This window comes from Nocardia concava NBRC 100430, assembly GCF_000308815.1.
Lineage (GTDB): Bacteria > Actinomycetota > Actinomycetes > Mycobacteriales > Mycobacteriaceae > Nocardia > Nocardia concava.
On sequence record NZ_BAFX01000007.1, the window covers coordinates 89,175 to 115,607 of the forward strand.

Below are 26,433 nucleotides of genomic sequence, written 5' to 3' on the forward strand. Positions count from 1 at the left end.
TGACCGGCTTGTTCGCTGTGGGCGTAGCCGGAATGGAAACGGTCCGCGCAACTGCCCCGTTATGACTGAATGAGTCGTACTGAGGCCCGTTCGCAATAGGGTGGACGGACGACGTGCGTGACCCCCGGCAACTAGAGTGGAGTCGGGGGATGCAACCCCAGGGCTTCATGGCAGGCTGGCGACCAGAAGGGCAGCACAGGGTCTGAAGCGCCGGATGCCTTTGATGGCGGAGCAGGAGAGTGAGGGAGCGATGTTCGAGAGGTTCACCGACCGCGCGCGGCGGGTCGTTGTCCTGGCCCAAGAAGAGGCCCGGATGCTCAACCACAACTACATCGGCACCGAGCACATCCTGCTGGGCCTGATCCACGAGGGCGAGGGTGTCGCGGCGAAGTCGCTGGAATCCCTGGGCATCTCGTTGGAGGGTGTGCGGTCGCAGGTCGAGGAGATCATCGGTCAGGGCCAGCAGGCCCCGTCCGGTCACATCCCCTTCACCCCGCGCGCCAAGAAGGTGCTGGAGCTGTCGCTGCGTGAGGCGCTGCAGCTCGGCCACAACTACATCGGCACCGAGCACATCCTGCTCGGCCTGATCCGCGAGGGTGAGGGCGTCGCGGCGCAGGTGCTGGTCAAGCTGGGCGCGGATCTCAACCGTGTGCGTCAGCAGGTCATCCAGCTGCTGTCGGGTTACCAGGGCAAGGAGCCGGTCGAGGGTTCCGGTTCGCGCGGCGAGACGGGCACCCCGTCCACCTCGCTGGTGCTGGACCAGTTCGGCCGCAACCTGACCCAGGCCGCCCTCGAGGGCAAGCTCGACCCGGTCATCGGCCGCTCGAAGGAAATCGAGCGCGTCATGCAGGTGCTGAGCCGCCGTACCAAGAACAACCCGGTCCTGATCGGTGAGCCCGGCGTCGGTAAGACCGCCGTCGTGGAGGGTCTCGCCCAGGCCATCGTCAACGGCGAGGTGCCGGAGACGCTCAAGGACAAGCAGCTGTACACCCTCGACCTGGGTTCCCTGGTCGCGGGCAGCCGCTACCGCGGTGATTTCGAGGAGCGCCTGAAGAAGGTGCTCAAGGAGATCAACACCCGCGGCGACATCATCCTGTTCATCGACGAGCTGCACACCCTGGTGGGTGCGGGCGCGGCCGAGGGCGCCATCGACGCGGCCTCGATCCTGAAGCCCAAGCTGGCTCGCGGTGAGCTGCAGACCATCGGTGCCACCACCCTCGACGAGTACCGCAAGTACATCGAGAAGGATGCCGCGCTGGAGCGTCGTTTCCAGCCGGTGCAGGTGGGCGAGCCGACGGTCGAGCACACCATCAACATCCTCAAGGGTCTGCGCGACCGGTACGAGGCGCACCACCGGGTTTCGATCACCGATGGCGCTCTCGTGGCGGCGGCCACCCTCGCGGACCGCTACATCAACGACCGCTTCCTGCCGGACAAGGCGATCGACCTCATCGACGAGGCGGGCGCGCGCATGCGCATCCGCCGGATGACCGCGCCGCCGGACCTGCGCGAATTCGACGACAAGATCGCCGAGGCGCGCCGGGAGAAGGAGTCCGCGATCGACGCGCAGGACTTCGAGAAGGCCGCGCGTCTGCGCGACAAGGAGAAGCAGCTCGTCGCCAAGCGGGCCGAGCGCGAAAAGCAGTGGCGCTCCGGTGATCTGGACGTCGTGGCCGAGGTCGACGACGAGCAGATCGCGGAGGTGCTGGCCAACTGGACCGGTATCCCGGTGTTCAAGCTCACCGAGGAGGAGACCACCCGTCTGCTCCGCATGGAGGACGAGCTGCACAAGCGGATCATCGGCCAGGAGGACGCGGTCAAGGCCGTTTCCAAGGCCATCCGCCGCACTCGCGCCGGTCTGAAGGATCCGAAGCGTCCGTCGGGCTCGTTCATCTTCGCCGGTCCGTCCGGTGTCGGTAAGACCGAGCTGTCGAAGGCGCTGGCGAACTTCCTGTTCGGCGAGGACGACGCGCTCATCCAGATCGACATGGGCGAGTTCCACGACCGCTTCACCGCCTCGCGTCTGTTCGGTGCCCCTCCGGGCTACGTCGGCTACGAGGAGGGCGGCCAGCTCACCGAGAAGGTGCGCCGCAAGCCGTTCTCGGTGGTGCTGTTCGACGAGATCGAGAAGGCGCACCAGGAGATCTACAACACCCTGTTGCAGGTCCTCGAGGACGGTCGTCTCACCGACGGCCAGGGTCGCACGGTCGACTTCAAGAACACCGTGCTGATCTTCACCTCGAACCTGGGCACCTCGGACATCTCGAAGGCCGTGGGCCTGGGCTTCGCCCAGTCCAACGCCGAGGGCTCGAACTACGAGCGGATGAAGCTGAAGGTCAACGACGAGCTGAAGAAGCACTTCCGCCCCGAGTTCCTCAACCGCATCGACGACGTGATCGTGTTCCACCAGCTGACCCAGGACCAGATCATCCAGATGGTCGACCTGATGATCGGCCGCGTCGCCAACCAGCTGAAGAACAAGGACATGGAGATCGAGCTGGCTCCGCAGGCCAAGAGCCTGCTGGCCAAGCGCGGTTTCGACCCGGTCCTGGGCGCCCGCCCGCTGCGTCGCACCATTCAGCGCGAGATCGAGGACCAGCTGTCGGAGAAGATCCTCTTCGGCGAACTGGGCGCCGGTCAGGTCGTGGTGGTGGACGTCGAGGGCTGGGACGGCGAAGGCCAGGGCGAGAACGCCAAGTTCACCTTCACGCCCAAGGCCAAGCTGACCAAGAAGGCGGATACCGCCGAGGACAAGCCGGTCGCCGCCCTCGCGGGTGAGGCCCCGGCCGCCGCCTCCGGCGAGTAATCCGGAAGCTCAGCGAGACAACGGAAGCCCCGCTCTCCTTCGGGAGGGCGGGGCTTCCGCCATGTCCGGGAAAGAAATTCAGTGGCGGCGCGGTCCCGGTATCGCCGATGCTCGGAGGATCCGAACGAGAGGGGACGCATGCTCACCGACGCTCAGATCTCCGATTTCATCACCGACGGATTCGTGAAGGTGGAGAACGCCTTTTCACCCGAGCTGGCCGCGGCAGGACGCGAAATTCTGTGGCGGGCAACCGGATGCGATCCGGACGACCCCGCCACCTGGACCCAGCCGGTCCACCGTTTCCCCGACTTCTCGATGCCCCCGTTCGTAGCGGCCGCCAATACCCCGGTCCTGCGTACGGCCTTCGACCAGCTGGTCGGTCCGGGGCGCTGGATGCCCCGGAACAGCCTCGGCGGCTTCGTCATCCGATTCCCCAGCGACCGAGCCCCCGGTGACGACGGCTGGCACATCGACGCCAGCTTCCCCGGTGACGACCCCACCGTCGACCCCTTCGACTATCTGCACTGGCGCGTCAACCTGCGTTCCAAGGCGCGTGGCCTGCTCATGCTCTTCCTGTTCTCCGACGTGGAGCCCGATGACGGCCCCACCCGCATCCGCGTCGGCTCCCACCTGCGGATCGCGAAAGCACTGGAGCCGCTGGGCGAACCGGGCGCGACCGTCGTCTCCGCGCCGATGGTCGAGGCATACGGTTCGACGGCCGATCTTCCCGAGGCATACGCCACCGGCCGCGCCGGCGACGTCTACCTCTGCCACCCGTTCCTGGTGCACGCCGGGCAGTCCCACCATGGCAGGAACCCGCGCTTTCTGGCTCAGCCTCCGCTGCACACGGTGGAACCGTGTGTCCTGGACCGCCCGGACGGCGCGTATTCGCCCGTGGAGCAGGCGATTCGGCGGGGGCTAGCGGAAGCGGGCGAGAACCGGGGCGAACGCGTCGGCTAGATCGCCGGGCACCAGCAGCTCGTCGATGCCGAGCTTCTCGCGGCGGTGTTCGAGCAGTTCGGCGGCCGCGGCCGGGTCGGCGGGCAACAGGGTCGCGGCATCAGCGGCCCGGAGCTGTTCCAGGGTGACGCCCATGAACTTGCTCATGAACGGCGGCAGGACGTCCCCGATGGCCACCGGTTGCAGGCTGAAGGCGACCGGGCGATCGGTCTGATCGCGGACGGCGGCGACGATGTCCGCCAGATCGTTCTCGGTGGCGGTCGGCGCCACGGCCAGGTGCACGCGGTCGGCCAGCCCGGCCGCGGTGGCCAGCATGCGCGGCCCGGACGCCGCGATGACAATGGGCGGCGCGGGTTTCACCTCGGCCCGGACGGCCTCGATGACCTCGGCCAGATGCCTGCGACGGTCCGCCGCGGAACCCCAAGGCATGCCGAACTTTCCGGCCTCCCGCTCGGCATCCGGCCGCCCGGTGCCGATGCCCAGTTCGAACCGTCCTTCCGAAAGCAGTTGCAGCGCCGCGGTTTCCCGGACGGTGGTGGCCGCCGACCGCATGGGCGCGGCCAGCACATTGGGCCGCAGGCGCAGGGTGCTCGTGACCGCGGCCGCCGCGGCCAGGGCCGGGAACGGCGATGGCGTGTAGAGGGTGTCCGGCAACAGCACGATGCCGTAGCCGTTCTGTTCGGCGCCGCGTACCTGCCGTACCCACTCGGAGCCGGAACGGGGCGCGATGACGATTCCGAAGTTCATGCTCATGCTTCGAGCATCCGCCGCCCGAATTGTCGGCGAATCTGTTTCGCGTCGACACCTCGACTACGCCTCGAGACGTATCCGCCCGGTCCGGGTCACTGCCAGCCGGGGCGGACCAGGCCGGATTCGTAGGCCATGACGACGAGTTGGGTGCGGTCGCGGGCGCCCAGTTTCACCAGGATTCGGCTGACGTGGGTGCGGGCGGTGGCGGGGCTCATGTAGAGGCGGTCGGCGATTTCGGCGTTGGTGAGGCCCTCGGCGACCAGGGTCATGACTTCGCGTTCGCGGTCGGTAAGTTCGGAGAATTCGGCGGTGGGGGCGGGTTTGGCATGGGTGGCGAATTCCTCGACCAGGCGTTTGGTGACGCTGGGGGAGAGCAGGGCGTCGCCGCCCGCGACCACCCGGACGGCCTTGATGAGGTCGGCGGGTTCGGTGTGCTTGACCAGGAAGCCGGTGGCGCCGGCGCGCATCGCCTCGAAGACGTACTCGTCGAGTTCGAAGGTGGTCAGCACGACCACCTTCACCGCGGCCAGGGCCGGGTCGGCGGCGATGGCGCGGGTGGCGGCCAAGCCGTCCAGGACCGGCATGCGGATGTCCATGAGCACGATGTCGGGAATCAGGTCGCGCGCCAATTCGACGGCCTGCTCACCGTTCTCGGCCTCGCCCACCACCTCGATGCCGTCCTGGGCGCCGAGCAGCGCGACGAAGCCCGCCCGCACCAGCGCCTGATCGTCGGCGATCACCACCCGAATGCTCATCGCACCTCCCTGGCTCGAATCATCCACTCACGCAGCCGGTTCGGGCCGCGCCAGATGGGTGGGCAGCCGGGCCCGGACCCGGAAACCGCCGTCCGCCTTGGGTTCCGCGGACAGATTGCCGCCCAGCGCGTGGGCGCGTTCGGTCATGCCGGTGATGCCGTGGCCGCCGGTCGGTGACTGCGGGGCGGGCTGGCGGGTGGGGCGGGTGTTGTCGATGGTGAGCTGCAGCCGCTCGGCCGCGTAGTGCACGGTGACCAGCACGCTCGCACCGGGCGCGTGCCGCACCACATTGGTGAGCGATTCCTGCACGATGCGCGCGGCGGCCACATCCACCACGGCGGGCAGCCGGCGCGGACCGCCGGTCACCATGGTGTGCACCACGAGTCCGGCCGCGCGGGCCGGACCGGTGAGCTTGTCCAGATCGGTGATGCCGATGGTGGGCGCGGTGGGCGCGGCCACGGTGGCGGTGCCGCCGCGAATCGAGCGCAGCAGCGCGTTGACCTCGCCGAGCGCGTCCTTGCTGGCGGTCTTGATGGCGGCCAGCGCGGTGGCGGCCTGTTCCGGCTTGCGGTCGAGCAGTTCCAGCGCGACCGAGGACTGCACATTGATCAGCGAGAGGCTGTGGGCGAGCACATCGTGCAGTTCGCGCGCGATGGCGAGGCGCTCCTCGGTGACCCGCTGCTCGCGTTCGGCCGATTCCAGTGCGCGCTGGGCCTGTTCGCGTTCCCGCTGCGCCTGCTCGCTGCGCCGGGCCGATTCGGCCCGCTGCCGGCGCGCGGTCACGGCGGCAGTGCGCTGCCGTACGCCCTCGGCGGCGGCCGCGAGCACGAAAAGCCAAGCGAGCAGGCCGAATTCCTGCCAGGCATTGGTGTCGTACCCGCGCCAGCCCGGCACCGGCCACACCATGAGCAGATAGCCGACGGCGACGAACGGGTAGGTGTACCAACGGGATCCGATGACGGCCGCGGTCATGAAGGCGACCACGAGGGAGATGAAGATCGGGCCGTACCCGTAACCGACCAACAGGTACGTGACGGTGGCGAGCAGCGTCCCATAGAACACCTGCATCGGATAGCGATTGCGCAGGACCAGCAGGACCGGACCCGCCACGAGCAGCAGGTATCCGAAGACATCGAGGTCGCGCACCACATCCTGCTGGTGATTGGCCAGGGTGCCGAAGCCGAGTTGTATCGCCCCCACGGCCACCGCCGGGAGCAGGTCGCGCCGCCCGAGCCTTCCCCCGCGAAAGTCCATAGCTGCACCGTAGCGCCGTACGCGGGGCGCGGCACTGTGTCGGGCCGAAAATACGTCGAGATACGTACGGTCGATCGCGCGCCGCGACGGATTATTTCCCGCCCCCTGAAGCGGATCGTTTTACCCATGAACGAAGCGATTGTCGTCACCGACCGGTTGACCAAACGCTACGGCTCCCACACCGCCGTGGACGCCGTGAGCATGACGGTCCGCCGCGGCGAGATCTACGGTTTCCTGGGCCCGAACGGCGCGGGCAAGACCACCACCCTGCGCATGCTGGTCGGGCTGATCCGCCCGTCCTCCGGCACCGCCTCGGTGCTCGGTCGGCAGCCCGGCGACCCGGATGGCCTGCGCCGCATGGGCGTTCTCATCGAGGGCCCCGGCTTCTATCCCTATCTCTCGGGCCGCGACAACCTGCGCGTCCTGGCCCGATACCGGGGTGTCGGCGACGACGAGGTCGCCGAGGCCCTCGCCCGGGTGGCGCTCAGCGCCCGCGGCAAGGACAAGTTCCGCACCTACTCGCTCGGCATGAAGCAGCGCCTCGGTGTCGCGGCCGCCCTGCTCGGCGGTCCCGACCTGCTGATTCTCGATGAACCCACCAATGGCCTGGATCCGGCCGGCATGGCCGAGATGCGGGAGCTCATCACCGGACTCGCCGCCGACGGGCACACCGTCGTGCTGTCCAGTCACCTGCTCGCCGAAGTGCAGGAGATCTGTGATCGCGTCGGCGTGATCTCCGGCGGGCGGCTGCTGGTCGAGTCCACGGTGCGGGAATTGCGTGGCACGGCATCGCTTTTCGTGCGCGCCGAACCGCTGGGCGTGGCCTTCCCCGCGGTGCGTGCCGCGGTGGGTGAGCGCTCGGCCCTGTTGACTGCCAACGGTATTCGCGTCGACGCCGGCGCGAGCCAGGCCCCGGTGGTGGCGCGCGCCGTCATCGAGTCGGGCGCGGACCTGATGGAACTGCGCAGCGACGAGAAGTCGCTGGAAGAAGTCTTTTTCGAGATGACGGAGACCACGAAATGAAAGACCTGCTGGCCAGCACCCGGGCCGACCTGCTGCGGCTGCGCAAGTGGCCCGCCTTCTGGATCGTGCTCGGCACCTGGATCCTGTTGAACCTGACCTTCGCCTACCTCTTCAACTACCTGGCCTACTCCACCGGCAGCACCAGCCGGATGTCCAACGGCCTGCCGCGCGAGGCGCTGCTGCAGCAGATGCTGCCCGCGGCGGTGCCGGAGGTGTTCACCCAGGGCATGGCCATGTTCGGCGGCGCGCTCATGCTGGTGCTGGGCGCCCTGGCGGTGGGCAGCGGCTACGGCTGGGGCAGCTGGAAAACCGCGCTCACCCAAGGGCCTTCGCGGGTGAACGTGCTCGGCGCGGTGGTGCTGAGCCTGGCGGTGACGGTGGTCGCGCTGGTGGTGGTCGCGTTCGTGGTCGACACCGGGGTGGCGGCGCTCATCGCCGGAACCCAGGGGCAGTCCCTGGCGCTGCCCTCGGCGGGCCGGATCCTGCTCGGAATCGCTTCGGGCACCGTCATTCTGGGCATGTGGACGCTGGCGGGCGCGGTGGTCGGTGCGATCGCCCGGGGTCCGGCGCTGGCGGTCGGGCTGGGTCTGGTGTGGGTGCTGGTGGTGGAGAACCTGCTGCGCGGGGTGGCCGGGATCTTCTCGCCCATCAAGGCGATCACCGACCACATGCCCGGCACGGCCGCCGGATCACTCGCGGGTTCGCTGCGTACCGTGACCGGACCGGCCACGCCCGGCGTGCTGGACATCCTGTCCCGTGGTGAGTCGCTGATCGTGCTGGCCGTCTACATCGCGGCCTTCGCGGGCGGCACGATCTGGCTGATCCGCCGCCGCGACATGATCTGAATCAGATTGCGGCGGAACCGATAACACCCATAGCGAGCCGGGCGAGCGCGGACTCGATCTCTGCGGAGGTCAGTCCGCGCTCGCGCTGGTGTGTGTAGACCTCCGCGGCGAGCGGCGCGAGCAGCGCATCCACCAGCGAATCGGGTTCCGGCACTCCGGCTTCCACGAGCAGTGAGCGCACGTGCACCGCCCAGAATTGATACGCCCCGGTCCGGAAGCGCGCCCCGCCGGTCTCCGCGCCCAGCACCAAATGGGCGTGCGTATCCAGCAATTCGACCATCGCGGCGTAGAACGCGGCCAGTCGTTCGGCGGGCGGCGCGCCGGGTCCGAGCGGCGGCTCCCCGCGCAGCAGCTGCTCTTGCAACGCCCGCTCGTGCTCGTCCAGTAGCGCGACCGCGATCGAGACCACGTCCGGATACCGCCGGTACAGCGTTCCCCGTCCGACGCCCGCGGCCTTGGCGACGTCGTCCATGGTGACCGTGCGTGGATCGCGGGTCGCGAACAGCTCCGCCGCGGCCGCCAGCACCTTGGCTCGATTGCGGGCCGCGTCGGCGCGCTCGACGGGTGCGGGCGCGGACTGATCACCGAGCAGGGGCAGGGACCGGGTATCCATGCAGCTCACTGTAGCCGCCGAGGAATAAGTGGACAAGCTGTCCGGTTGTGCATTAACGTCGTTGAAGTAACCGGACGGAATGTCCACTTGATGGGAGCCTCGATCATGACCACCCTGCTGCACCTCGACGCCAGTGCCCGCCGCCACTCGATCAGCCGTGAACTCGGCGCCACCTTCGCCGACGCCTGGCGCTCCGAACACCCGGACGGCCGCTACATCCACCGCGACCTGGCCGCCGATCCGATCCCGTTCATCGGCGAGGGCTGGACCGAACTGTGCGATCGCGTGCTGGCCAATGGCAGCACCGACCTCGACCGCCTGTCCGAACTGGTGAATTCGCCCGCGCAGCAGGCGGCTTGGGAGGTCGTGGAACCGCTGCTGGCCGAGGTTCGCGCGGCCGATATCGTGCTGATCGGCACGCCGATGTACAACTACTCGATTCCCGCCAGCCTCAAGGCCTGGCTGGATCAGATCACCTTCCCTCGAATGTCGCTGGCCCCCACCAGCTTCGTGGTCGTGACCGCACGCGGTGGCGCGTACTCGCCGGGTGCGCCGAAGGCGGCCTACGACTACCAGGAGCGCTACCTGCGCGACTTCTTCGCGGGCCATTTCGCCGTCGAGGACACGGTTTTCATCAATGCGGAACTGGTCAACTCGCGCCAGGATCCCGCGCTGGCCCACCTGCGTGAGAAGCACGACGTCTCGTACGCCGCCGCCCTCGACGCGGCGCACAAGCTCGGCAAGCAGTACTGAGATGACAAGGGAGTACTGAAATGAACTGGCTCGTCCTGGCTTTGGCGGGCGTGGTGGAGATCGCGTGGTCGCAGTCCATCAAGCCGACCCAGAATTTCACCAAGCCGCTGCCCACCCTGATCTGCTTCATCCTCGCGGCGGTCGCGGTGTACCTGCTCTCCTACGCCATGCAGTCGCTGCCGGTGGGCACGGCCTACGCCATCTTCACCGGTATCGGCGCGGTGGGCGCGATCGCGCTGGGCATCGTGGTGCAGAAGGATCCGCTGAGCGCGGGCCGGGTGCTGGCGCTGTCCCTGATCATCGGCGGCATCGTGCTGGCTCGGGTCACCAATCCCGAGTGACGGCCCGCCGGGGCGGTATCGTCGCGCCCCATGGACGTTGCGCCCCCGCGGCCACCCGACCTCTCCGCGCGACCGTTCTTCCTGGTCGCCGAGCGCATCATGGCCGCCTCGCCCGCCGAGCTCTACCACCAGTGCACCACCGGGTTCGGACTCTGGTTCGCCGACCCGGGCTCGGTGCTCATGCGCGCCGCGGTGAACGAGCCGTTCTACTTCACCGCGGGCGGCGGCCACCCGCACTACGGCAGATTCCTGCGCCTGGAACCCGAGCGCCTGGTGGAACTCACCTGGGTCACCAGCGGCACCGAGGGCGCGGAAACCGTTGTCACCCTCGAACTCTCGGCCCACGGCGCGGGAACGGCGCTGCTGCTCACCCACGCCGGATTCCAGTCGGCGGACAGTCGTGACCGCCACGAGGCGGCCTGGCCGAAGATCCTGGAGCGCTGGGATCACCGCACCGCCGCGGCGGTCTGAAGCGTAGGTTCGACGCCGTACCCGGAAAATACGAAAGGACTTGGCATGCCCACACGTAGCGCGCGCACAGCTTGGACCGGCGGTCTCCAGGACGGCTCGGGTCAGGTCGAACTGGTCAGCTCGGGCGTCGGCAAGTACGACGTCTCGTTCCCGAAGCGCGCCGCCGACAACGCCGACGGCACCACCAGCCCCGAGGAGCTCATCGCCGCCGCGCACTCCTCCTGCTACTCCATGGCGCTCTCGGGCCAGATCGGTAATGCCGGCGGCACCGTGCAGAGCCTGGACACCACCGCCGATGTGACGCTGGGCCCGGACCCGGCGGGCGGCTTCCGCATCTCCAAGATCAAGATCACCGTGGTCGGCCGGGCGTCGGGCATCGACGAGGCCGGCTTCCTGGCCGCCGCCGAGGCCGCCAAGGCGGGCTGCCCGGTCTCCAAGGCGCTGAGCGGCGTCGACACCATCGAGCTGGACGCCACCTTCGAGGCCTGAGACGCACGGGCCCAACTCGAGAAATCCCGGCCGACGCTCAGGTCAGCCGGGATTTTTTGTGGGTGTGATCAGGCGTTCTTGCCCGCCACGTCCATGACGACCTCGAATTCCAGCAGGGACGCGCCGGTGGCGACGGGCTTGCGGGCCTCACCCGAATGGGCCTCGCGGGCCGGGCCGTCGCGCCAGGCCGCGAAGGACTCCTCGGAATCCCACTGCGTGACAACGAAATACCGGTTGTCACCGGAGACCGGGCGGAGCAGCTGGAAACCCAGGAAACCGGGGGAGTTCTCGACGGCGTGCGCGCGGTGGGCGAAGCGCTGTTCCAGTTCGGGGCCCGCGCCCTCGGGCACCTCGATTGCGTTGATCTTGACGACTGCCATGGGGCCGACCCTACTCCGGCGCATCGGACGTATCGTTCGAGGCGATGTTGTATGACGAAGGCGGCACCGGGACCTCGATCCTGCTGCTGCACGGATTGATGGGCAGCGCCCGAACCTGGCGATCGCAGTTGCCCTGGCTGCGCGAGTTCGGGCACGTGTACACCTTCGACGCCGCCGGTCACGGGCGACCCGCGCCCGAGCAATTGACCACCGAGGCATTCGTGGCGGACCTGGCGGCGGCCACCGCCGAGATCCCCGGGCCCATGGTGGTGATCGGGCATTCGATGGGCGGGCTGCACGGCTGGATGTTCACCGCCGCGCATCCGGATCGGGTGCGGGCGCTGGTGGTCGAGGATATGGCCCCGGACTTCCAGGGGCGCACCGCCGAGAATTGGGCGTCCGTGATTTCGGCTTGGCCGCAACCGTTTCCGGACGAGGCGGCGGTGCTGGGGTTCTTCGGACCGGTGGCGGGGCGGTATTTCCTCGACTCGTTCGTGCGGGGTCCGGACGGGTATCGGCTGCACGGCGAGGTCCCCACGTTCCGGGACATCTCCGAGGAGTGGGGGACCCGTGACTTCTGGTCCCAATGGAAATCCATCACCGTGCCGACGCTGCTGATCGAGGGCGAGCACACCATCACCCCGCCGGGGCAGATGCGTGAGATGGCCGAGGTTCATCCGGATGCGAGACACGTCGTCATCGCGGATGCGGGGCATCTCGTGCACGACGATCAACCTGCCGCCTACCGGGTCGAAGTCGAGGAGTTTCTGTGCCGCGTCCTCGTTTGAGGGCGGGTGCCTTCAGTCGGAGGGGGTTGTCGTCGTATGCTCGGCTCGACCGAGAATTCCTGACGGATGGTGACCAACGATGATCGACTTCTCGATTCCCGCCGACCTTGCTGCCGAACGTGATCGGGTTCGCCAGTTCGTCATCGACAAGATCGTGCCCTTCGAGCGCGACCCGCGCCTGACCGCGCACGGCCCCAACGACGAACTGCGGCAGGAAATGGTCGAGCTGGCCCGCGCCGAGAAGCTGCTCACCATCCAGGCCCCGGTCGAGCTGGGCGGCCGCGGCCTCACCCATGTCGAGCAGGCAGTGCTCTACGAGGCGTCGGGCTGGTCCACCCTGGGCCCGGTCGCCATGAACTGCGCCGCCCCCGACGAGGGCAATATGTTCCTGCTCTCCAAGATCGCGAATCCGGAACAGACGCAACGCTTCCTGCAGCCGGTCATCGACGGCCACCAGCGCAGCGTGTTCGCCATGACCGAGCCCGGCGGCGCGGGCTCGGACCCGAACCAGCTCGCCACCGAGGCCGTGTTCGACGGTGAGAACTTCACCATCAATGGCCGCAAATGGCTGATCACCGGTGCGGACGGCGCGAAGACCTGGATCATCATGGCGCGCTTGGCCGCCAACCCCCACCTGCCCGAGGGCCCGACCCTGTTCCTGTGCGAGGGCGACACCGAGGGCATCGTGATCGACCGGATCATGAACACCATGGACCGCAACTACGTCGGCGGCCATGCGGTGGTGAACTTCGAAAACCTGGTGCTGCCCAGGGAATCCGTGCTCGGCGAGACCGGCCAGGCGCTGCGCTACGCCCAGCTGCGGCTGGCCCCGGCCCGCCTCACCCACTGCATGCGCTGGCTGGGCGCGGCCGAGCGGGCCCAGTCCATCGCGGTCGACTACGCCAAGACCCGCACCGCCTTCGGCAAGCCGATCGGCGAGCACCAGGGCGTGTCGTTCATGTTGGCGGACAACGAGATCGCGCTGCACCAGTGCCGCCTGACCATCTGGCACGCCTGCTGGCTGATGGATCAGGGCCACAAGGCCCGCCACGAATCCTCGATCGCCAAGTCATATGTGTCCGAGGAGCTGTTCAAGGTCACCGACCGCTGCGTGCAGGTGCTCGGCGGCATCGGCATCTCCGATGAGACGGTGGTGGAGATGATCTTCCGCGATATGCGCGCCTTCCGCCTCTACGACGGCCCGACCGAGGTGCACAAGTACGCCATCGGACGGCACCTGTTGCGGGACTGACGGGGTTGTCGTTTGCCAGGGCGACGACTGATTTAGGGCGACCGGGGTAACTCGCCGGGTACGTCCAAAATTGGGGCACCCTATATCCGTCGGCCGCCAACGTAACTGGTCACGGCACCTGGTCTGGCCTCGAGACGCGGAGAGGCGGGACAGCTAGGATCTGCGCCTATGAGTTCGGAATTGCACGTGGACGTCTCCGGTGGCGTCGCGGTGCTCACGCTCAATCGGCCCGCCCAGCAGAACGCCCTGACTCCCGCCATGGCGTCCGAGCTGGGGGCCTCGCTGCGGCGCTGCGACAATGACGACGCCATCGGGGCGGTCGTCATCACCGGCACCCCGCCCGCGTTCTGCGCGGGCGCGGACCTGTCGCTGAAGGTCGGTGAGGTCAACGGCCTCATCGACCCGCCGCCCTTCCGGATTCGAAAACCGGTCATCGCCGCGGTGAACGGGCATGCCGTGGGCATCGGCCTGGAGATCGCCCTGCAGTGCGACCTGCGCTACGTGGCCCGAGACGCGGTCTACGCGCTCAACCAGGTGCGCCGCGGCGCGCTCGCCGACGGCTACGCGCATTTCACCCTGCCCCGCCTGATCGGCAGCGCCCGCGCCGCCGATCTGCTGCTCACCGGCCGCACCTTCGACGGTGACGAGGCGCGCTCGCTGGGCCTGGCCAATGCCTGCCTGCATGCCGCCGAGGTGCTCCCGACCGCCCTCGAGGTGGCCCACGACATCGCGCACGGTTCGGCCCCGCTCCCGGTCGCCCTGTCCAAGCGGCTGCTCTGGGAGGCGCCCACCATGACGCCGGAAACGGTGGGCCGCTTGGAAACCGAGCTCAACGACTATGTCGCCAAGAGCACCGACGGCGGTGAGGGCGTGGCCGCGCTCAAGGACCGCCGCCCGCCCAAGTGGACCGGCAGCGTCAGCGGCGAATGGCCGGCCTGGGACGCGGTGACCGGCGGCGAGCAGCGCCCCGGCCTGGACTGAGCCGGACCGGGGTCAGCGGCCGCCGCTGATGGCGATCAGCAGGAACAGGATTCCGACGATCACCATCAGGCAGGTGCCGATGACGCCGAGCACGTAGCCGACCACCACCTGGACGCGGCCACCGAACCGGCCCTCGCCCGCCTCGATCTCGTTGAGCGCCCGCCGGCCCATGGCCCAGGCGATCGGGCCCAGCGCGCCGCAGCAGAACACGCTCAGCGCGCCCAGCAGCAGGACGGCCGTGGCGTGCTCGTGTTCGACGGGGGAACCGAGGGGCGGCTGATCGTAGACCACCGCCCGAGTTTACGGGCGTGAGCACCGCGCGGGCAGGCTGACGCGCGGTTTTCGCTTGCGCCACTTGATCATCGAGGGCCGATGCCCTCGGCAACCAAGTGGGCGACCGTCCGAGTCAGACTCGGCTCTGCCGAATCAAGCGCGGCAGTACCGATCAGGCCCGGCGCTGCCGCGCGACCTCGGCCAGCACCACACCGGCCGCCACCGACGCGTTGAGCGACTCCACCGGCCCCGCCATCGGAATACTCAGGATCGCGTCGCAGTTCTCGCGCACCAGGCGCGAGAGCCCCTTGCCCTCGGAACCCACCACGATGACCGTCGGTGCGCTGCCGTCGAATTCGTCGAGGGTGGTGTCGCCGCCCGCGTCCAGGCCGACGATCTGGTAGCCCTTGTTGGCCCAATCCTTCAGCGTGCGAGTCAGATTCGTGGCCCGCGCGACCGGAAGCCGCGCCGCCGCACCGGCACTCGTGCGCCACGCCACCGCGGTCACGCTGGCACTGCGCCGCTGCGGGATCACCACGCCCTGCCCGCCGAAGGCCGCCACCGAACGGATGACCGCGCCCAGGTTGCGGGGGTCGGTGATGTTGTCCAGCGCCACCAGCAGCGCCGGCTCGCCCGAGTTGTGCACCCGGTCCACCAGATCGTCCGGATGCGCGTACTTGTACGGCGGCACCTGCAGCGCCATGCCCTGATGCATGGCGTTGTGGCTCATCTTGTCCAGGTCGGTGCGCGGCACCTCCAGGATCGAGATACCGGTCTCGGCGGCCGTCTTCACCGCCTCGGAGAGCCGCTCGTCGTTCTCGGTGCCGTTGGCGACGTAGAGCGCGGTGGCGGGCACGCCCGCGCGCAGGCACTCCACCACCGGGTTGCGGCCGAGCACCAGCTCCGGACCCTCGTTGTCCTTGCGGCCCGCGATCGGTCGGGAGGCATTGCGCGACCGGGCGGTGGCGGCCGACGCCTCGGCCTTGGCCTTCGCCTTGGCGCGCTTGGCGGCGACGTGGTAGACCCGGTCCTCGGCCTTGGGGGTCGCGCCCTTGCCCTCGAGCCCGCGGCGGCGCTGCCCGCCGGAACCGACGGTCTGCCCCTTCTTGGTGCCGGACTTGCGCGTCGCCCCGCGTCGCTGGGAATTGCCTGCCATCTCTTCGCCTTCCGTATCTGCGGTAGCCCGCCTCGACCCGGCCGCGGGTCGAACCCGCTCGCGAGAAGATCATGCGGGATACCTGCATCCGGTCGGCGCAGCAAACGGCTGCGCCCTGTGCCTCTGTGTCAACCGGCTGCCTAAACCACGCCGGGACCCTACGAATTCTGCCTCACGCTGGGCCGAAGCCCCGAATTCGGTGTGCTCCGCCACACCGCGCGGTGCGGCGGAGTTCGATTATTTGCCGTCCTTGTCCAGCGACCACTCCGCACCCTGCGCGGTATCGGTCACCACGACGCCCGCCGCCTTGAGCCGGTCGCGCACCGCGTCGGCGGTGCCCCAATCCTTGTCGGCGCGCGCCTGCTGCCGCCGTTCCAGCTCCGCGCCGATGAGCACATCGAGCGCGGCGATGGCGGCGGAATTGTCGGCGGGCGCGGCCCAGTGCTCGTCCAGCGGATCCACGCCCAGAATGCCGAGCATGCCCCGGACCTGGCCGGCGAGCATGCGCGCGCCCGACAGGTCACCGGCGTCGAGCGCCTTGTTGCCCTCGTTCACCACGCCGTGAATCTCGGCCAGCGCCTTGGGCACTCCCAGATCGTCGTTCAGCGCGTCCGCGAAGGCCGGGGTCCAGGTCCCGACCGGAACCTCGCCCGCGCGCTCGGCCACCCGCAGCACGAACGACTCGATGCGCTGGTAGCTGGTCGCGGCCTCGGTGAGGGCCTGATCGGAGTATTCGATCTGCGACCGGTAGCTGACGCTGCCCAGGTAGTAGCGCAGCTCGACCGCGCGCACCCCGACCCGTTCCAACACATTCGGAATGGACAGCACATTGCCCAGCGACTTGGACATCTTCTCGCCGCCCATGGTCACCCAGCCGTTGTGCAGCCAGTAGCGGGCGAACCCGTCCCCGGCCGCGCGTGACTGCGCGATCTCGTTCTCGTGGTGCGGGAAAACCAGATCCATTCCGCCGCAATGAATGTCGAATTCCGCCCCGAGATAGAACTCGGCCATGGCGGAGCATTCCAGATGCCAGCCCGGGCGACCCGGACCCCACGGCGACGGCCAACTCGGCTCACCGGGCTTGGCGGCCTTCCACAGCGTGAAGTCGCGCGGATCCTTCTTGCCCTGACCCGCGCTCTCGCCCTGGTGCACGTCATCGAGCTTGTGGCCGGACAGCTTTCCGTAGTCCGGGTAGCTCAGCACGTCGAAATAGACATTGCCCGCGGAGGCGTAGGCGTGGCCGCGCTCGATGAGCCGCTCCATCATGGCCACCATCTGGGTGATGTGCCCGGTGGCGCGCGGCTCGCCCGACGGCGGCAGCACGCCGAGCGTCTCGTAGGCGCGATCGAAGGCGCGCTCGTGGGTGGCGGCCCACTCCCACCACGGGCGGCCGTGCTCGGCGGCCTTGTTCAGGATCTTGTCGTCGATATCGGTGACATTGCGAATGAAGGCGACGTCGAAACCGTTGGCGGCCAGCCACCGTCGCAGCACGTCGAAGGCGACGCCGCTGCGCACATGGCCGATATGGGGATTCCCCTGAACGGTCGCGCCGCACAGGTACACCGAGGCTTTGCCAGGGACCAAGGGCGTGAATTCACGCAAGGTCCGCGTCTCGGTGTCGAAAAGGCGCAGAGTCACGACGGGCATCCTAGCTGTTGGGATTTGGCGGTTTACGGGCGCGTCAGGCCCGACAACACAGCAGCGCGGTGGCGACCGCCGCCACGCCCTCGCCACGGCCCGTGAGGCCCAAACCGTCGGTGGTCGTGCCGGATACCGATACCGGCGCACCCAGAATCTCACCCAGCACCTGTTGTGCCTCGACTCGGCGCGGACCGATTTTCGGGCGATTTCCGATTACCTGTACAGCCGCATTGACAATGTCGAATCCGGATTCGTCCAAAAGCCGCCGGACTTCCTTCAACATGGCCGCGCCCGACACGCCCTCCCATTCGGGACGGCCGGTGCCGAAAATCGCTCCCACATCGCCCAATCCGGCCGCGGACAGCAAGGCGTCGCACAGCGCGTGCGCCGCCACATCGCCGTCGGAATGACCGGCGCAGCCGCTGTCGCCCTCGAACAGCAGACCCGCCATCCAGCAGGCCCGGCCGGGTTCGACGGGATGCACATCGCTGCCGATTCCGGTGCGCAGGGCGCGGGGATCGATCACGGCGCGATCACCGCCTCGCGTGTCGTGTCCAGCCCACCTGCGGTGTCGGCGGTATCACGGCGGGCGGCAAGGGTATTGGCCAGGACCAGATCGAGCGGCGTGGTGATCTTGAAGGCCAGGGCGTCGCCGGGCACCGTGTGCACCGTCGCTCCCAGCATCTCCACCAACCCCGCATCGTCCGTCGCCTGTGTCCCCACAGCGTAGGCGGCACGCAACAGCGCGGCGTCGAAGCCCTGCGGAGTCTGGATGGCGCGCAGGCCGGAGCGGTCGGGCGTGCCCGTCACCGCGCCCGTGGAGTCCACGGATTTGATGGTGTCTGTCACCGGCAGGGCGGGCACCACGGCCTGGGCGCCCGCACGTAATTCCTCGACCACGCGGGTGACCAGCGCGGGAGGGGTGAGGGCACGGGCGGCGTCGTGCACGAGCACCAGGGTGGCCTCGGGTGCGGCGGCGAGTCCGGCCCGCACCGAATCGGTGCGTTCGGCCCCGCCGGGCACCACGTGCACGGGGACCAGCGAATCGGGCAGCAGGGCCCGGGTCTCGTCGACGAGTTCGGCGGGCACCATAACCACAACGTCGTCGACGGAACCGGAATCGATCAGCCCCTGGACCGCCCGAGTGAGCATGGGACTGCCGCCGACGTGGACGAAGGCCTTCGGCTTGTTCTCACCGAGACGCACGCCCATGCCGGCGGCAGGAACCAGAGCGACGACACGGATGTCGTCGCCGGGTGTTGTTTTCACGGTCAGGAGGCCGCTGCGAGAACCTCGTCGAGCAGGGTCTCGGCCTTGACGTCATCGGTGCCCTCGGCGAGCGCGAGCTCACCGACGAGGATCTGACGCGCCTTGGCCAGCATCCGCTTCTCACCGGCGGACAGGCCGCGGTCCTGCTCACGACGCCACAGGTCGCGAACGACCTCGGCCACCTTGTTCACATCGCCGGAGGCGAGCTTCTCGAGGTTGGCCTTGTAGCGACGGGACCAGTTGGTCGGCTCCTCGGTGTGCGGAGCCCGCAACACCTGGAAGACCCGGTCCAGGCCCTCCTGCCCAACGACATCGCGGACGCCGACGTACTCGGCATTCTCCGCGGGAACCCGAACGGTCAGGTCGCCCTGTGCGACCTTCAGGACCAGATACTCCTTTTGTACACCCTTGATGGTGCGGGTTTCGATAGCTTCGATCAGCGCCGCTCCGTGGTGGGGGTAAACGACGGTGTCTCCGACCTTAAAAATCATGTGTCCCGTGCCCCTTTCGATGTTCACAGTTTAACATGCGACTCGGTAACGGCGCGATCAACGGCGCAGGTCAGGGCCACAACGAGGCGGCGGCGGGGGTTGACAGAACGCGAATCGTGTGCATCCCGTTGTGGCATAAGGGGATAGCGCATCGGGCAGTTCGCGTGCATATGCGAGTGCGTAGTTCGCATACGCGACCGAGCACCCTCACATAAACGGCAATGCATCACTCGAGAAGTCGTCTCCGAATCTCTGTCAGGCCCCCTGGCACATCCCGCCCGGTCGCTCTCTGGAATCCCCGCCGACGTATCTCGGGTGAGCGGGCACCGCTTCCCGGGTACCCCGCCGGTCGCAGGTGACACCCCGCCACGCGGATCCGACACCGCCCGCGTGTGGTGCGGGGGGAGGCACGCATTACTCTCATTGACTACTACTCTCCATAGTGGAGTTAGCCCGGTCGACATGGAGGACCCCGTGACTGCCCTGAAAGCCACCACTGCGTCGAAGTCGCGGCGGCGTGCCGTGACAGTTGCCGCTCTCGCCGCGGGCGCCGTGCTCGCGCTGTCGGGCTGCGGTGCCGGCCAGGTCTCGCAGACCGCCACCCAGGTCGCCGCCGTCAACGGCAACTCGGCCAATGTCGGCTCCATCGCGCTGCGTGACGTGCGCTTCCTGATCCCGCAGACCGAGGAGTTCAACAACGCCAAGGGCGGCAAGGCCGTGGTGGCCTTCAGCGCCGTCAACCTGAGCGACAGCAAGACCGACGAGCTGGTCAGCATCAACACCGATCTGGGCCAGGTCAAGCTGGCCGACAAGATCGAGATCAAGCCGTCCACCACCGTCGTCGCCGACAAGCCGACCGCGAAGGACGCGGCCACCGCGGCCGCCGTGCACGAGCAGAACGAGGGCCAGCCGGTCAGCGACAAGGTCGCCGACCCGAACGCCAAGCCGGTCCTGATCGAGGTCACCGGCCTGACCAAGGATGTCACCCCCGGTCTTACGTACCCGCTGACGTTCGTGTTCAAGGAGGGCGGCACCGTCGTCGTCAACGTGCCGGTCGACGCGGGCCCGAACAACCCGCGCCCGGAGCCGGCGAAGAAGGCCGAGAAGGGCGGCGAGCACTAGTCTCGCCCCGACAGACCGAGCAGCGCCCGTCCCGAACCTTGGGGCGGGCGCTGCTTTCGGTTCAGGGCATCGAGCGCCGAGGCGGCGGCCGGGGTGCCCAGGTTTGTCGGACGGGCTGGTTAGGCTGCCCGCGTGGCCAAGGTGAAATCGCTGTACCGGTGCGCGGAGTGCACGCACGAGGTCGCGAAATGGGTTGGGCGGTGCCCGGATTGCGGTGGGTGGGGAACCATCGAGGAGGTCGCCGCGTCCTCGGCGGCGGTCGCGACCGGGCGGCGGGCGATGCTGCCGAGCACGGCGGCGGTGCCGATCTCGAGCGTCGATTCCAACAAGACGTTCGCGCGGGGCACGGGCGTGTCCGAGCTGGACCGGGTGCTGGGCGGGGGCATCATTCCCGGGTCGGTGGTGCTGCTGTCGGGCGAGCCTGGCGTCGGGAAGTCGACGCTGCTGCTCGAGGTGGCGCACCGGTGGGCGCGGGCGCGCGACGAGATCGCGCTCTACGTGACCGCGGAGGAGTCGGCGGGGCAGGTGCGGCTGCGGGCGGACCGGACGGGGGCGGTGCACGAAAAGGTGTACCTGGCCGCGGAATCCGATCTGGGGACCATTCTCGGCCACGTGGAGCAGGTGAAACCCTCACTGCTGGTGGTGGACTCGGTGCAGACCATGCTGGCGGCCGACGCGGACGGCGTGATCGGCGGTGTCACCCAGGTGCGGTCGGTGACGGCGGCGCTCACCTCGCTGGCCAAGGCGAGCGGTATCGCGGTGCTGCTGGTCGGGCACGTCACCAAGGACGGCGCGGTGGCCGGTCCGCGCACGCTCGAGCATCTGGTGGACGTGGTGCTGCAGTTCGAGGGCGACAAGCACTCCTCGCTGCGCATGGTGCGCGGCATCAAGAACCGCTTCGGCAGCACCGACGAGGTCGGCTGCTTCGAGATGCGGGAGGCCGGAATCCATTGCGTGGACGACCCTTCGGGGCTGTTCCTGCACCACCGGACCGACGCGGTGCCCGGCACCGCGGTGACGGTCGCCATGGATGGCAAGCGGCCCATGCTGGGCGAGGTGCAGGGGCTCACGGTGGACACCCAGGCGCCCGCGCCGCGGCGCGCGGTGAGCGGGCTGGACTACAACCGCGTTTCCATGGTCCTGGCGGTCCTGCAGAGCCGCGGGGGCGTCTTCGTGGGCAAGCAGGACGTCTACGCGGCCACCGTGGGCGGTATGCGGCTCACCGAACCCGCCGCGGATCTGGCTGTCGCGCTTGCCATCGCGAGCGCCAGCCAGGATCTGGCCCTGCCCCGCGGCATGGTGGTGCTGGGCGAGGTGGGCCTCGCGGGCGAGGTGCGGCAGGTGACCGGGCTGAGCCGCAGGCTGGCCGAGGCGGAACGGCTGGGCTTCACCGAGGCCCTGGTGCCGCCGGGCGTGGAGCGCTCGAGCCGGGGCATGAAGCTGCGCGAGGTGGCCGATATCCGTGCGGCCCTTGCGGTTACCGGTCTGCGCCGCCGTCGGCGCGAGGAGGCTCCGTTGGAGATGGCGGAGTGAGGATCCGAGACCTGGTGAATCGAATTCGATCGATAAAAGGAATTCCGTTTACCGCCACTCGAATTCCTGAATAACAACGGAGGCCGGAATCCGATCGATCGGATTCCGGCCTCCGTTGTTATTCGTGCTGGATTCAGGCGATATTGAAGGGCTCCGGCGCGCTGCGCACCGAACCGAGCTGGGCCACAACGCTGTACGGGCCGGACGGCACCGGGACGCGCTCGCCCGCGCAGCTGGGCTGTGAGGTGGTGCCGGACCAGGCGACGGTGAAGGCGGCCTGCTGGCCGGGCGCCAGGGTGCGCATGTCGGGGGTGCCGTCCTGATTGCAGTCGGTGCTGGACCAGAGCTTGCGCTGGCCGTCGAGAGACTGCACCTGGATCAGCTGCAGCGCCGCACCCATATCGCGTTCACAGGCACTGCTGGAGATATTGGTGATGACGATGCCGAACTGCGGCTGCTCACCGGACTTGTACGTGGGCTGACCGACGGTGACCTTCACGGCCAACGACTGGTCGGGACACTGGCCCGCCGCGGCCGGAGCGGCACCGCTCGCGGTGGCGCCCGAAGGCTTGATCGGGCTCGAATCCGGCGCGGCCGACGAGCTGCCCGCCGGCTTGTTGGTGGCCGCGGGGCTGGACGTGGCGCTCGCCTTGGCGTCGGTCTTGTGGTCGCCGCCGCCCTTGAGCAGCGCGAAGGCACCCCAGATGACCAGCGCGAGCGCGATCACCACCGCACCGATCGCGGCCGCGCGGCGACGCCAGTAGATTTCCGGTGGCAGAGGTCCGTTCGGTTCCAGCACGGTGACAACGGTAAGGGCAGCGTCGGGATCATCCCGAGCAGGGTCTCGGCGTGTCGGACGTGAAAGCGCCTACGGGGGCGGTAAATTCCGCCGCCCGCGCGGACGAATCAGACAACCTCGCCGATATTGCCGATCACCCGGTGCAGCTTGATCTCGCCGTCGCCGAGGTTGTAGGTGACGCACGCGATCGCGCACTCGCCGGTGGCCACGCGCTGGGAGATGATCATCGACCGCTGCATGAGCAGGCGGGCGGTCTCCTCGACGTGGCGGGCCTCGAGCTCGTCGACCTCTGCCAGGCCCTCGCGGCGGCCGATCAGGATCGAGGGCGTGACGCGCTCGACCACCGAGCGGATGAAGCCGCCGGGCACATTGCCGTGGTCGAGGGCGTCGATGGTGGCACGGACCGCGCCGCAGCTGTCGTGGCCGAGGACCACGATCAGCGGCACGTTCAGCACCTGCACGCCGTATTCGATGGAACCGAGCACCGAGGAGTCGATGACATGGCCCGCGGTGCGGACCACGAACATGTCGCCCAGGCCCTGGTCGAAAATGATCTCGGCGGCGACGCGGGAGTCGCCGCAGCCGAACAGGACGGCGCTCGGATTCTGTCCGGCGACGAGCTTGGCCCGATCGACGGCACCTTGGCTAGGGTGCTGCAACGTGCCATTGACGAAGCGCTCATTGCCTTCACGCAGGGCTTTCCAGGCACTGATCGGGTTGTTATGCGGCATGCGTCCCATTCTCCATAGCCCCTTGGTTACCGGCGAGTCTCTATCGTTACGGTCCGGCAAAGACCTGCCGACCGCGCCGCGCTGTCTCCGGTGAGCCACCGGATGCCCGATGCGCCGCTGCCGGAATCGGCAGGGGCGCGCTATGGATACCATCGGGAGCGGCCGGGAGGAGGCGTAATTGGACAGTACGGGGTTCGATCGGGACGCGCTGATCGACTGGTATCGCGATACCGCGCGGGATCTGCCGTGGCGGCGGCCCGGCGTGACCGCGTGGCAGATCCTGATGAGCGAGATCATGCTGCAGCAGACGCCGGTCGTGCGCGTCGAGCCGATCTGGCGGGAGTGGGTGGCGCGCTGGCCGGTGCCCTCGGCCATGGCCGCCGCGTCGCAGGGCGAGGTGCTGCGGGCCTGGGGCAAGCTCGGCTATCCGCGGCGCGCGCTGCGGCTGCACGAGTGCGCGGGGGTGCTGGCACGCGAGCACGGCGACGAGGTGCCGGCCGACGTGGATGTGCTGCTGAGCCTGCCGGGCATCGGGGCGTACACGGCGCGGGCGGTGGCCTGTTTCGCCTACGGGCAGCGAGTTCCGGTGGTGGACACCAATGTCCGGCGGGTGGTCGCGCGTGCGGTGCACGGGCGCGCGGACGCGGGCAATCCGGCGGCGCGGGATCTCGCCGAGACCGAGGCACTGCTGCCCGCCTCGATCGAGCGGGCCGCGGTCATGTCCGCGGCGCTGATGGAACTGGGCGCGCTGATCTGTACCGCCCGCACCCCGGACTGCGAGCGCTGCCCACTTCCCAAGTGCGCGTGGGTTTCCGCGGGCCGCCCGGCCTCGGAGGTGGTGCGACGGGTGCAGAAGTACGAGGGCACCGACCGGCAGGCGCGCGGCAGGCTGCTGGATGTGCTGCGCGGCGCTTCGGGCCCGGTGGAGCGGGTTCGCTTGGATCTGGCCTGGACTCGCGATCCGGGGCAGCGTGATCGCGCGCTGGACTCACTGCTGGTGGACGGGCTCATCGAGCAGACCGCCGACGGTCTGTTCGCGCTGGCGGGCGAGGCGAGCTGATCCGCGGTCTGCCGCCCCTCATGCGGCAGACCGCGGTCCCGTCACGTGGTGACGAGGGCTCTCAGGCGGGGACGAGGGTCTTGCGCCGGTTGCGGGTGCGGGAGCCCACGATCCGGCAGATCAGGTAGATCGTGAACGAGATGGTGGTGACGAAGGTTGAGATCGGGACGCCGGGAGCCAGCGAGAGCAGAATGCCTCCGACGGCGGCGATTTCGGCGAACACGATCGACAGCACCGCGACCCGGGCCGGGCTGGCGGTGAGCTGCGCGGCCGCGGCCGCCGGGGTGATGAGTAGCGACAGCACCAGCAGCGCGCCGACGATCTGCACGCCGAAGGCGGCGGTCACGCCGAGCAGGACCGCGAAGACGATGGACAGCGCCCGCACCGGAACCCCGCGCGCCACCGCCACTTCCGGGTCGGAGCTGGCGAACAGCAGCGGGCGGTAGATCGCGGCCAGCACGATGAGCACGGCGGCCGTGCAGGTGGCCAGCAGGCCCAGGCCGGAATTGCCGACGCTCACCACCTGACCGGTGAGCAGCGAGAACTTCGAGCCCGCGCGCTCGGGGCCGAGCCAGAGGAACAGCACCGACAGGCCGAGACCGAAGGACAGCACCACGGCGATGACCGAATCGCGTTCGCGGGCACGGGAACCCAGGACGCCGAAGAGGACGGCGGCGATGACCGAGCCGATGATCGCGCCCGCGCCGACGCCGACGCCGACGAGCAGCGCGGCGGCCGCGCCGGTCAGCGAGAGCTCGCTGGTGCCGTGCACGGCGAAGGACATCTGGCGGCTGATGATGAGCGGCCCGATGGCCCCGGCCAGCAGGCCGAGCAGCGCGGCCGCGATGACCGCCTGCTGCACGAAGTCGTAGGAGAGCAGATGCGTGGTGGTGGAGAAGTCGAACATCTGCGAGAAGAGCTTGGACAGCTTTTCCATTACGCGCGCACCTCTTTCGCGGCCTCGGGGCGGTTCTCGCCGTGGCAGTGGGCCGCGCCGGATTCGCCGAGCGCGTCCATGGCGTCGCCGGTGCCGACCACGACCAGGCGGCCGCGCACGCGCAGCACGTCCACCTCGGTGCCGTAGAGCTCCGAAAGCGTCTCCGAGGTCATCACCTCGTCGGGCGTGCCGATCCGGAATTGCCCGTCGACCAGGTACAGCACCCGATCCACCAGCGGCAGAATCGGATTGATCTCGTGCGTCACGAACAGCACGGCGGTGTCGTGGCTGCGCCGCCGCCGGTCGATGAGCTCCGACACCAGCCGCTGATTCGCCAGATCCAGCGACAGCAGCGGCTCGTCACACAGCAGCACCTTCGGATTCCCGGCCAGTGCCTGCGCCACCCGCAGCCGCTGCTGCTCGCCACCCGACAGCGCGTCCAGCGGCGCATAGGCGAACTGCTCCGCACCTACCGCCGAAATGGCCTCCGCCACTTTCCGTTTGCGTTCCTTGCGCCCGCGCAACCCGAGCCCCCAGCGATGCCCGTCCACACCGAGTCCGACCAGATCCACGCCGCGCAGCTGCGCACCGCCCTCGATGGTCTTCTGCTGCGGCACGTACCCGATATCCGGATTGCCCACCCGCACAGCCGATCCCGCCACCTCCGCGGTCCCCGCCGTCAACTTCAACTGCCCCAGCAGCATCCGCATGAGCGAGGTCTTCCCGGATCCGTTGGGCCCCAGCACCGCGATGAATTCCCCGGGCGCCACATCGAGATCCAGCCCCTGCCACAACGTCCGCTCGCCGAACGACAGCCGCGCGCCGGATAGCCGCACCGCCGGCGCGCCGTCCACGCGCGCCGTATCGGCCGGTGTCACGGCACCCGTCGATACGTGGGCTGAATCCGCACAGGCGTGCGCGCGCCGCCGTGATGGCCTCGGTGACAGCTACCGATTCGGA

General features: G+C 68.8%; 29 protein-coding genes. 14 read left to right on the plus strand and 15 right to left on the minus strand.

What is annotated here, in order from left to right; genetic code table 11:
- Positions 1–250: 250 nt before the first annotated feature.
- Both ON43_RS02200 and ON43_RS02205 read left to right on the plus strand, forming a co-directional pair.
- Positions 251–2,806, plus strand: coding sequence for an ATP-dependent Clp protease ATP-binding subunit (locus tag ON43_RS02200; RefSeq protein WP_040802893.1), 2,556 nt, complete (start codon positions 251–253; stop codon positions 2,804–2,806).
- Between the two features lie 138 nt (positions 2,807–2,944).
- Positions 2,945–3,766, plus strand: coding sequence for a phytanoyl-CoA dioxygenase family protein (locus ON43_RS02205; RefSeq protein ID WP_040802896.1), 822 nt, complete (start codon positions 2,945–2,947; stop codon positions 3,764–3,766).
- Here ON43_RS02205 and ON43_RS02210 read toward each other — a convergent pair.
- The 3 genes from ON43_RS02210 to ON43_RS02220 all read right to left on the minus strand — a co-directional run bounded on the left by ON43_RS02210 (position 3,725) and on the right by ON43_RS02220 (position 6,525).
- Positions 3,725–4,519, minus strand: a complete 795-nt coding sequence (locus ON43_RS02210) for an LLM class flavin-dependent oxidoreductase (protein WP_040802898.1) — start codon at positions 4,517–4,519, stop codon at positions 3,725–3,727. The two genes, ON43_RS02205 and ON43_RS02210, sit on opposite strands and share 42 nt — an antisense overlap.
- An 89-nt stretch (positions 4,520–4,608) precedes the next feature.
- Positions 4,609–5,271 carry a response regulator transcription factor gene (locus tag ON43_RS02215; RefSeq protein WP_040802901.1) on the minus strand — a complete coding sequence of 221 codons (663 nt, stop codon included), beginning with the start codon at positions 5,269–5,271 and terminating at the stop codon, positions 4,609–4,611.
- A gap of 27 nt (positions 5,272–5,298) precedes the next feature.
- Entirely contained in the window at positions 5,299–6,525 is a 1,227-nt protein-coding gene (locus ON43_RS02220) for a sensor histidine kinase (RefSeq protein WP_040802904.1), read from the minus strand.
- Between the two features lie 126 nt (positions 6,526–6,651).
- Here ON43_RS02220 and ON43_RS02225 point away from each other — a divergent pair, with 126 nt between their 5' ends.
- Entirely contained in the window at positions 6,652–7,548 is an 897-nt protein-coding gene (locus ON43_RS02225; RefSeq protein WP_040802906.1) for an ABC transporter ATP-binding protein, read from the plus strand.
- A complete protein-coding gene (locus tag ON43_RS02230) occupies positions 7,545–8,393 on the plus strand; it encodes an ABC transporter permease subunit (RefSeq protein WP_040802908.1) in 849 nt (282 codons plus the stop codon). The genes ON43_RS02225 and ON43_RS02230 overlap by 4 nt, the downstream gene beginning before the upstream one ends.
- Position 8,394: 1 nt before the next feature.
- On the opposite strand, the gene ON43_RS02235 is transcribed toward ON43_RS02230, so the two are convergent.
- Positions 8,395–9,006, minus strand: coding sequence for a TetR/AcrR family transcriptional regulator (locus ON43_RS02235; RefSeq protein ID WP_051177795.1), 612 nt, complete (start codon positions 9,004–9,006; stop codon positions 8,395–8,397).
- A 105-nt stretch (positions 9,007–9,111) separates the two neighbouring features.
- Between ON43_RS02235 and ON43_RS02240 the strand changes: the two genes are divergently transcribed.
- Genes ON43_RS02240 through ON43_RS02255 form a run of 4 tightly spaced genes read left to right on the plus strand, consistent with a single transcriptional unit; the run spans position 9,112 to position 11,060 of the window.
- Complete coding sequence (locus ON43_RS02240; protein WP_040802975.1) at positions 9,112–9,759, plus strand: FMN-dependent NADH-azoreductase; 648 nt, start codon at positions 9,112–9,114, stop codon at positions 9,757–9,759.
- A gap of 20 nt (positions 9,760–9,779) precedes the next feature.
- A complete protein-coding gene (locus ON43_RS02245; protein ID WP_040802911.1) occupies positions 9,780–10,100 on the plus strand; it encodes a DMT family transporter in 321 nt (106 codons plus the stop codon).
- Between the two features lie 30 nt (positions 10,101–10,130).
- Complete coding sequence (locus ON43_RS02250; protein ID WP_040802913.1) at positions 10,131–10,571, plus strand: SRPBCC family protein; 441 nt, start codon at positions 10,131–10,133, stop codon at positions 10,569–10,571.
- Positions 10,572–10,616: 45 nt separating this feature from the next.
- Entirely contained in the window at positions 10,617–11,060 is a 444-nt protein-coding gene (locus ON43_RS02255; protein WP_040802915.1) for an OsmC family peroxiredoxin, read from the plus strand.
- 68 nt (positions 11,061–11,128) lie between these two features.
- Here ON43_RS02255 and ON43_RS02260 read toward each other — a convergent pair whose 3' ends face one another.
- Positions 11,129–11,440, minus strand: coding sequence for an antibiotic biosynthesis monooxygenase family protein (locus ON43_RS02260; protein ID WP_040802917.1), 312 nt, complete (start codon positions 11,438–11,440; stop codon positions 11,129–11,131).
- Between the two features lie 44 nt (positions 11,441–11,484).
- Between ON43_RS02260 and ON43_RS02265 the strand changes: the two genes are divergently transcribed.
- The 3 genes from ON43_RS02265 to ON43_RS02275 all read left to right on the plus strand — a co-directional run bounded on the left by ON43_RS02265 (position 11,485) and on the right by ON43_RS02275 (position 14,461).
- A complete protein-coding gene (locus tag ON43_RS02265; RefSeq protein WP_040802919.1) occupies positions 11,485–12,228 on the plus strand; it encodes an alpha/beta fold hydrolase in 744 nt (247 codons plus the stop codon).
- A gap of 79 nt (positions 12,229–12,307) precedes the next feature.
- Positions 12,308–13,480 carry an acyl-CoA dehydrogenase family protein gene (locus ON43_RS02270; RefSeq protein ID WP_040802921.1) on the plus strand — a complete coding sequence of 391 codons (1,173 nt, stop codon included), beginning with the start codon at positions 12,308–12,310 and terminating at the stop codon, positions 13,478–13,480.
- Positions 13,481–13,648: 168 nt separating this feature from the next.
- Positions 13,649–14,461 carry an enoyl-CoA hydratase/isomerase family protein gene (locus ON43_RS02275; RefSeq protein WP_040802923.1) on the plus strand — a complete coding sequence of 271 codons (813 nt, stop codon included), beginning with the start codon at positions 13,649–13,651 and terminating at the stop codon, positions 14,459–14,461.
- A gap of 12 nt (positions 14,462–14,473) precedes the next feature.
- Here ON43_RS02275 and ON43_RS02280 read toward each other — a convergent pair whose 3' ends face one another.
- From ON43_RS02280 to carD, 6 genes are all read right to left on the minus strand, one after another.
- Positions 14,474–14,752, minus strand: coding sequence for a hypothetical protein (locus tag ON43_RS02280; RefSeq protein ID WP_040802925.1), 279 nt, complete (start codon positions 14,750–14,752; stop codon positions 14,474–14,476).
- 154 nt (positions 14,753–14,906) lie between these two features.
- A complete protein-coding gene (gene rlmB, locus ON43_RS02285; protein ID WP_040802927.1) occupies positions 14,907–15,890 on the minus strand; it encodes a 23S rRNA (guanosine(2251)-2'-O)-methyltransferase RlmB in 984 nt (327 codons plus the stop codon).
- Between the two features lie 237 nt (positions 15,891–16,127).
- Positions 16,128–17,528, minus strand: coding sequence for a cysteine--tRNA ligase (cysS, locus tag ON43_RS02290; protein ID WP_040802977.1), 1,401 nt, complete (start codon positions 17,526–17,528; stop codon positions 16,128–16,130).
- 43 nt (positions 17,529–17,571) lie between these two features.
- Positions 17,572–18,039 carry a 2-C-methyl-D-erythritol 2,4-cyclodiphosphate synthase gene (ispF, locus tag ON43_RS02295; protein WP_040802978.1) on the minus strand — a complete coding sequence of 156 codons (468 nt, stop codon included), beginning with the start codon at positions 18,037–18,039 and terminating at the stop codon, positions 17,572–17,574.
- Between the two features lie 14 nt (positions 18,040–18,053).
- Positions 18,054–18,800: a 2-C-methyl-D-erythritol 4-phosphate cytidylyltransferase gene (ispD, locus tag ON43_RS02300; RefSeq protein ID WP_373283379.1), complete on the minus strand. Its 747-nt coding sequence runs from the start codon at positions 18,798–18,800 to the stop codon at positions 18,054–18,056.
- Between the two features lie 2 nt (positions 18,801–18,802).
- Complete coding sequence (gene carD / locus ON43_RS02305) at positions 18,803–19,291, minus strand: RNA polymerase-binding transcription factor CarD (RefSeq protein WP_019931623.1); 489 nt, start codon at positions 19,289–19,291, stop codon at positions 18,803–18,805.
- A gap of 474 nt (positions 19,292–19,765) precedes the next feature.
- On the opposite strand from carD, the gene ON43_RS02310 reads away from it, so the two are divergent.
- Complete coding sequence (locus ON43_RS02310; RefSeq protein ID WP_040802980.1) at positions 19,766–20,413, plus strand: copper chaperone PCu(A)C domain-containing protein; 648 nt, start codon at positions 19,766–19,768, stop codon at positions 20,411–20,413.
- 132 nt (positions 20,414–20,545) lie between these two features.
- Entirely contained in the window at positions 20,546–21,946 is a 1,401-nt protein-coding gene (radA, locus tag ON43_RS02315) for a DNA repair protein RadA (RefSeq protein WP_040802934.1), read from the plus strand.
- 133 nt (positions 21,947–22,079) lie between these two features.
- On the opposite strand, the gene ON43_RS02320 is transcribed toward radA, so the two are convergent.
- Entirely contained in the window at positions 22,080–22,745 is a 666-nt protein-coding gene (locus ON43_RS02320) for a DUF4232 domain-containing protein (RefSeq protein WP_040802936.1), read from the minus strand.
- A 107-nt stretch (positions 22,746–22,852) separates the two neighbouring features.
- Complete coding sequence (locus tag ON43_RS02325; protein ID WP_040802981.1) at positions 22,853–23,476, minus strand: carbonic anhydrase; 624 nt, start codon at positions 23,474–23,476, stop codon at positions 22,853–22,855.
- 178 nt (positions 23,477–23,654) lie between these two features.
- On the opposite strand from ON43_RS02325, the gene ON43_RS02330 reads away from it, so the two are divergent.
- The gene (locus ON43_RS02330) at positions 23,655–24,536 is read left to right on the plus strand and encodes an HhH-GPD family protein (RefSeq protein WP_040802938.1); all 882 of its coding nucleotides are present in this window, start codon (positions 23,655–23,657) and stop codon (positions 24,534–24,536) included.
- Between the two features lie 61 nt (positions 24,537–24,597).
- Here ON43_RS02330 and ON43_RS02335 read toward each other — a convergent pair whose 3' ends face one another.
- Both ON43_RS02335 and ON43_RS02340 read right to left on the minus strand, forming a co-directional pair.
- Positions 24,598–25,473, minus strand: coding sequence for a metal ABC transporter permease (locus ON43_RS02335; RefSeq protein ID WP_040802940.1), 876 nt, complete (start codon positions 25,471–25,473; stop codon positions 24,598–24,600).
- Entirely contained in the window at positions 25,473–26,351 is an 879-nt protein-coding gene (locus ON43_RS02340; RefSeq protein WP_051177796.1) for a metal ABC transporter ATP-binding protein, read from the minus strand. The genes ON43_RS02335 and ON43_RS02340 overlap by 1 nt, the downstream gene beginning before the upstream one ends.
- Positions 26,352–26,433: the final 82 nt, after the last annotated feature.

Bases quoted from the DNA above. Each gene is read 5' to 3' on its own strand.
- ON43_RS02335 (WP_040802940.1), bottom strand. From the start codon at position 25,473: ATGGAAAAGCTGTCCAAGCTCTTCTCGCAGATGTTCGACTTCTCCACC.
- ON43_RS02240 (WP_040802975.1), top strand. From the start codon at position 9,112: ATGACCACCCTGCTGCACCTCGACGCCAGTGCCCGCCGCCACTCGATC.
- ON43_RS02200 (WP_040802893.1), top strand. From the start codon at position 251: ATGTTCGAGAGGTTCACCGACCGCGCGCGGCGGGTCGTTGTCCTGGCC.
- ON43_RS02245 (WP_040802911.1), top strand. From the start codon at position 9,780: ATGAACTGGCTCGTCCTGGCTTTGGCGGGCGTGGTGGAGATCGCGTGG.
- ON43_RS02325 (WP_040802981.1), bottom strand. From the start codon at position 23,476: ATGCCGCATAACAACCCGATCAGTGCCTGGAAAGCCCTGCGTGAAGGC.
- ON43_RS02210 (WP_040802898.1), bottom strand. From the start codon at position 4,519: ATGAGCATGAACTTCGGAATCGTCATCGCGCCCCGTTCCGGCTCCGAG.
- carD (WP_019931623.1), bottom strand. From the start codon at position 19,291: ATGATTTTTAAGGTCGGAGACACCGTCGTTTACCCCCACCACGGAGCG.
- ON43_RS02215 (WP_040802901.1), bottom strand. From the start codon at position 5,271: ATGAGCATTCGGGTGGTGATCGCCGACGATCAGGCGCTGGTGCGGGCG.
- rlmB (WP_040802927.1), bottom strand. From the start codon at position 15,890: ATGGCAGGCAATTCCCAGCGACGCGGGGCGACGCGCAAGTCCGGCACC.
- ON43_RS02225 (WP_040802906.1), top strand. From the start codon at position 6,652: ATGAACGAAGCGATTGTCGTCACCGACCGGTTGACCAAACGCTACGGC.
- ON43_RS02235 (WP_051177795.1), bottom strand. From the start codon at position 9,006: ATGGATACCCGGTCCCTGCCCCTGCTCGGTGATCAGTCCGCGCCCGCA.
- ON43_RS02265 (WP_040802919.1), top strand. From the start codon at position 11,485: ATGTTGTATGACGAAGGCGGCACCGGGACCTCGATCCTGCTGCTGCAC.
- ON43_RS02250 (WP_040802913.1), top strand. From the start codon at position 10,131: ATGGACGTTGCGCCCCCGCGGCCACCCGACCTCTCCGCGCGACCGTTC.
- ON43_RS02220 (WP_040802904.1), bottom strand. From the start codon at position 6,525: ATGGACTTTCGCGGGGGAAGGCTCGGGCGGCGCGACCTGCTCCCGGCG.
- ON43_RS02230 (WP_040802908.1), top strand. From the start codon at position 7,545: ATGAAAGACCTGCTGGCCAGCACCCGGGCCGACCTGCTGCGGCTGCGC.
- ON43_RS02205 (WP_040802896.1), top strand. From the start codon at position 2,945: ATGCTCACCGACGCTCAGATCTCCGATTTCATCACCGACGGATTCGTG.
- ON43_RS02275 (WP_040802923.1), top strand. From the start codon at position 13,649: ATGAGTTCGGAATTGCACGTGGACGTCTCCGGTGGCGTCGCGGTGCTC.
- ON43_RS02255 (WP_040802915.1), top strand. From the start codon at position 10,617: ATGCCCACACGTAGCGCGCGCACAGCTTGGACCGGCGGTCTCCAGGAC.
- ON43_RS02260 (WP_040802917.1), bottom strand. From the start codon at position 11,440: ATGGCAGTCGTCAAGATCAACGCAATCGAGGTGCCCGAGGGCGCGGGC.
- ON43_RS02270 (WP_040802921.1), top strand. From the start codon at position 12,308: ATGATCGACTTCTCGATTCCCGCCGACCTTGCTGCCGAACGTGATCGG.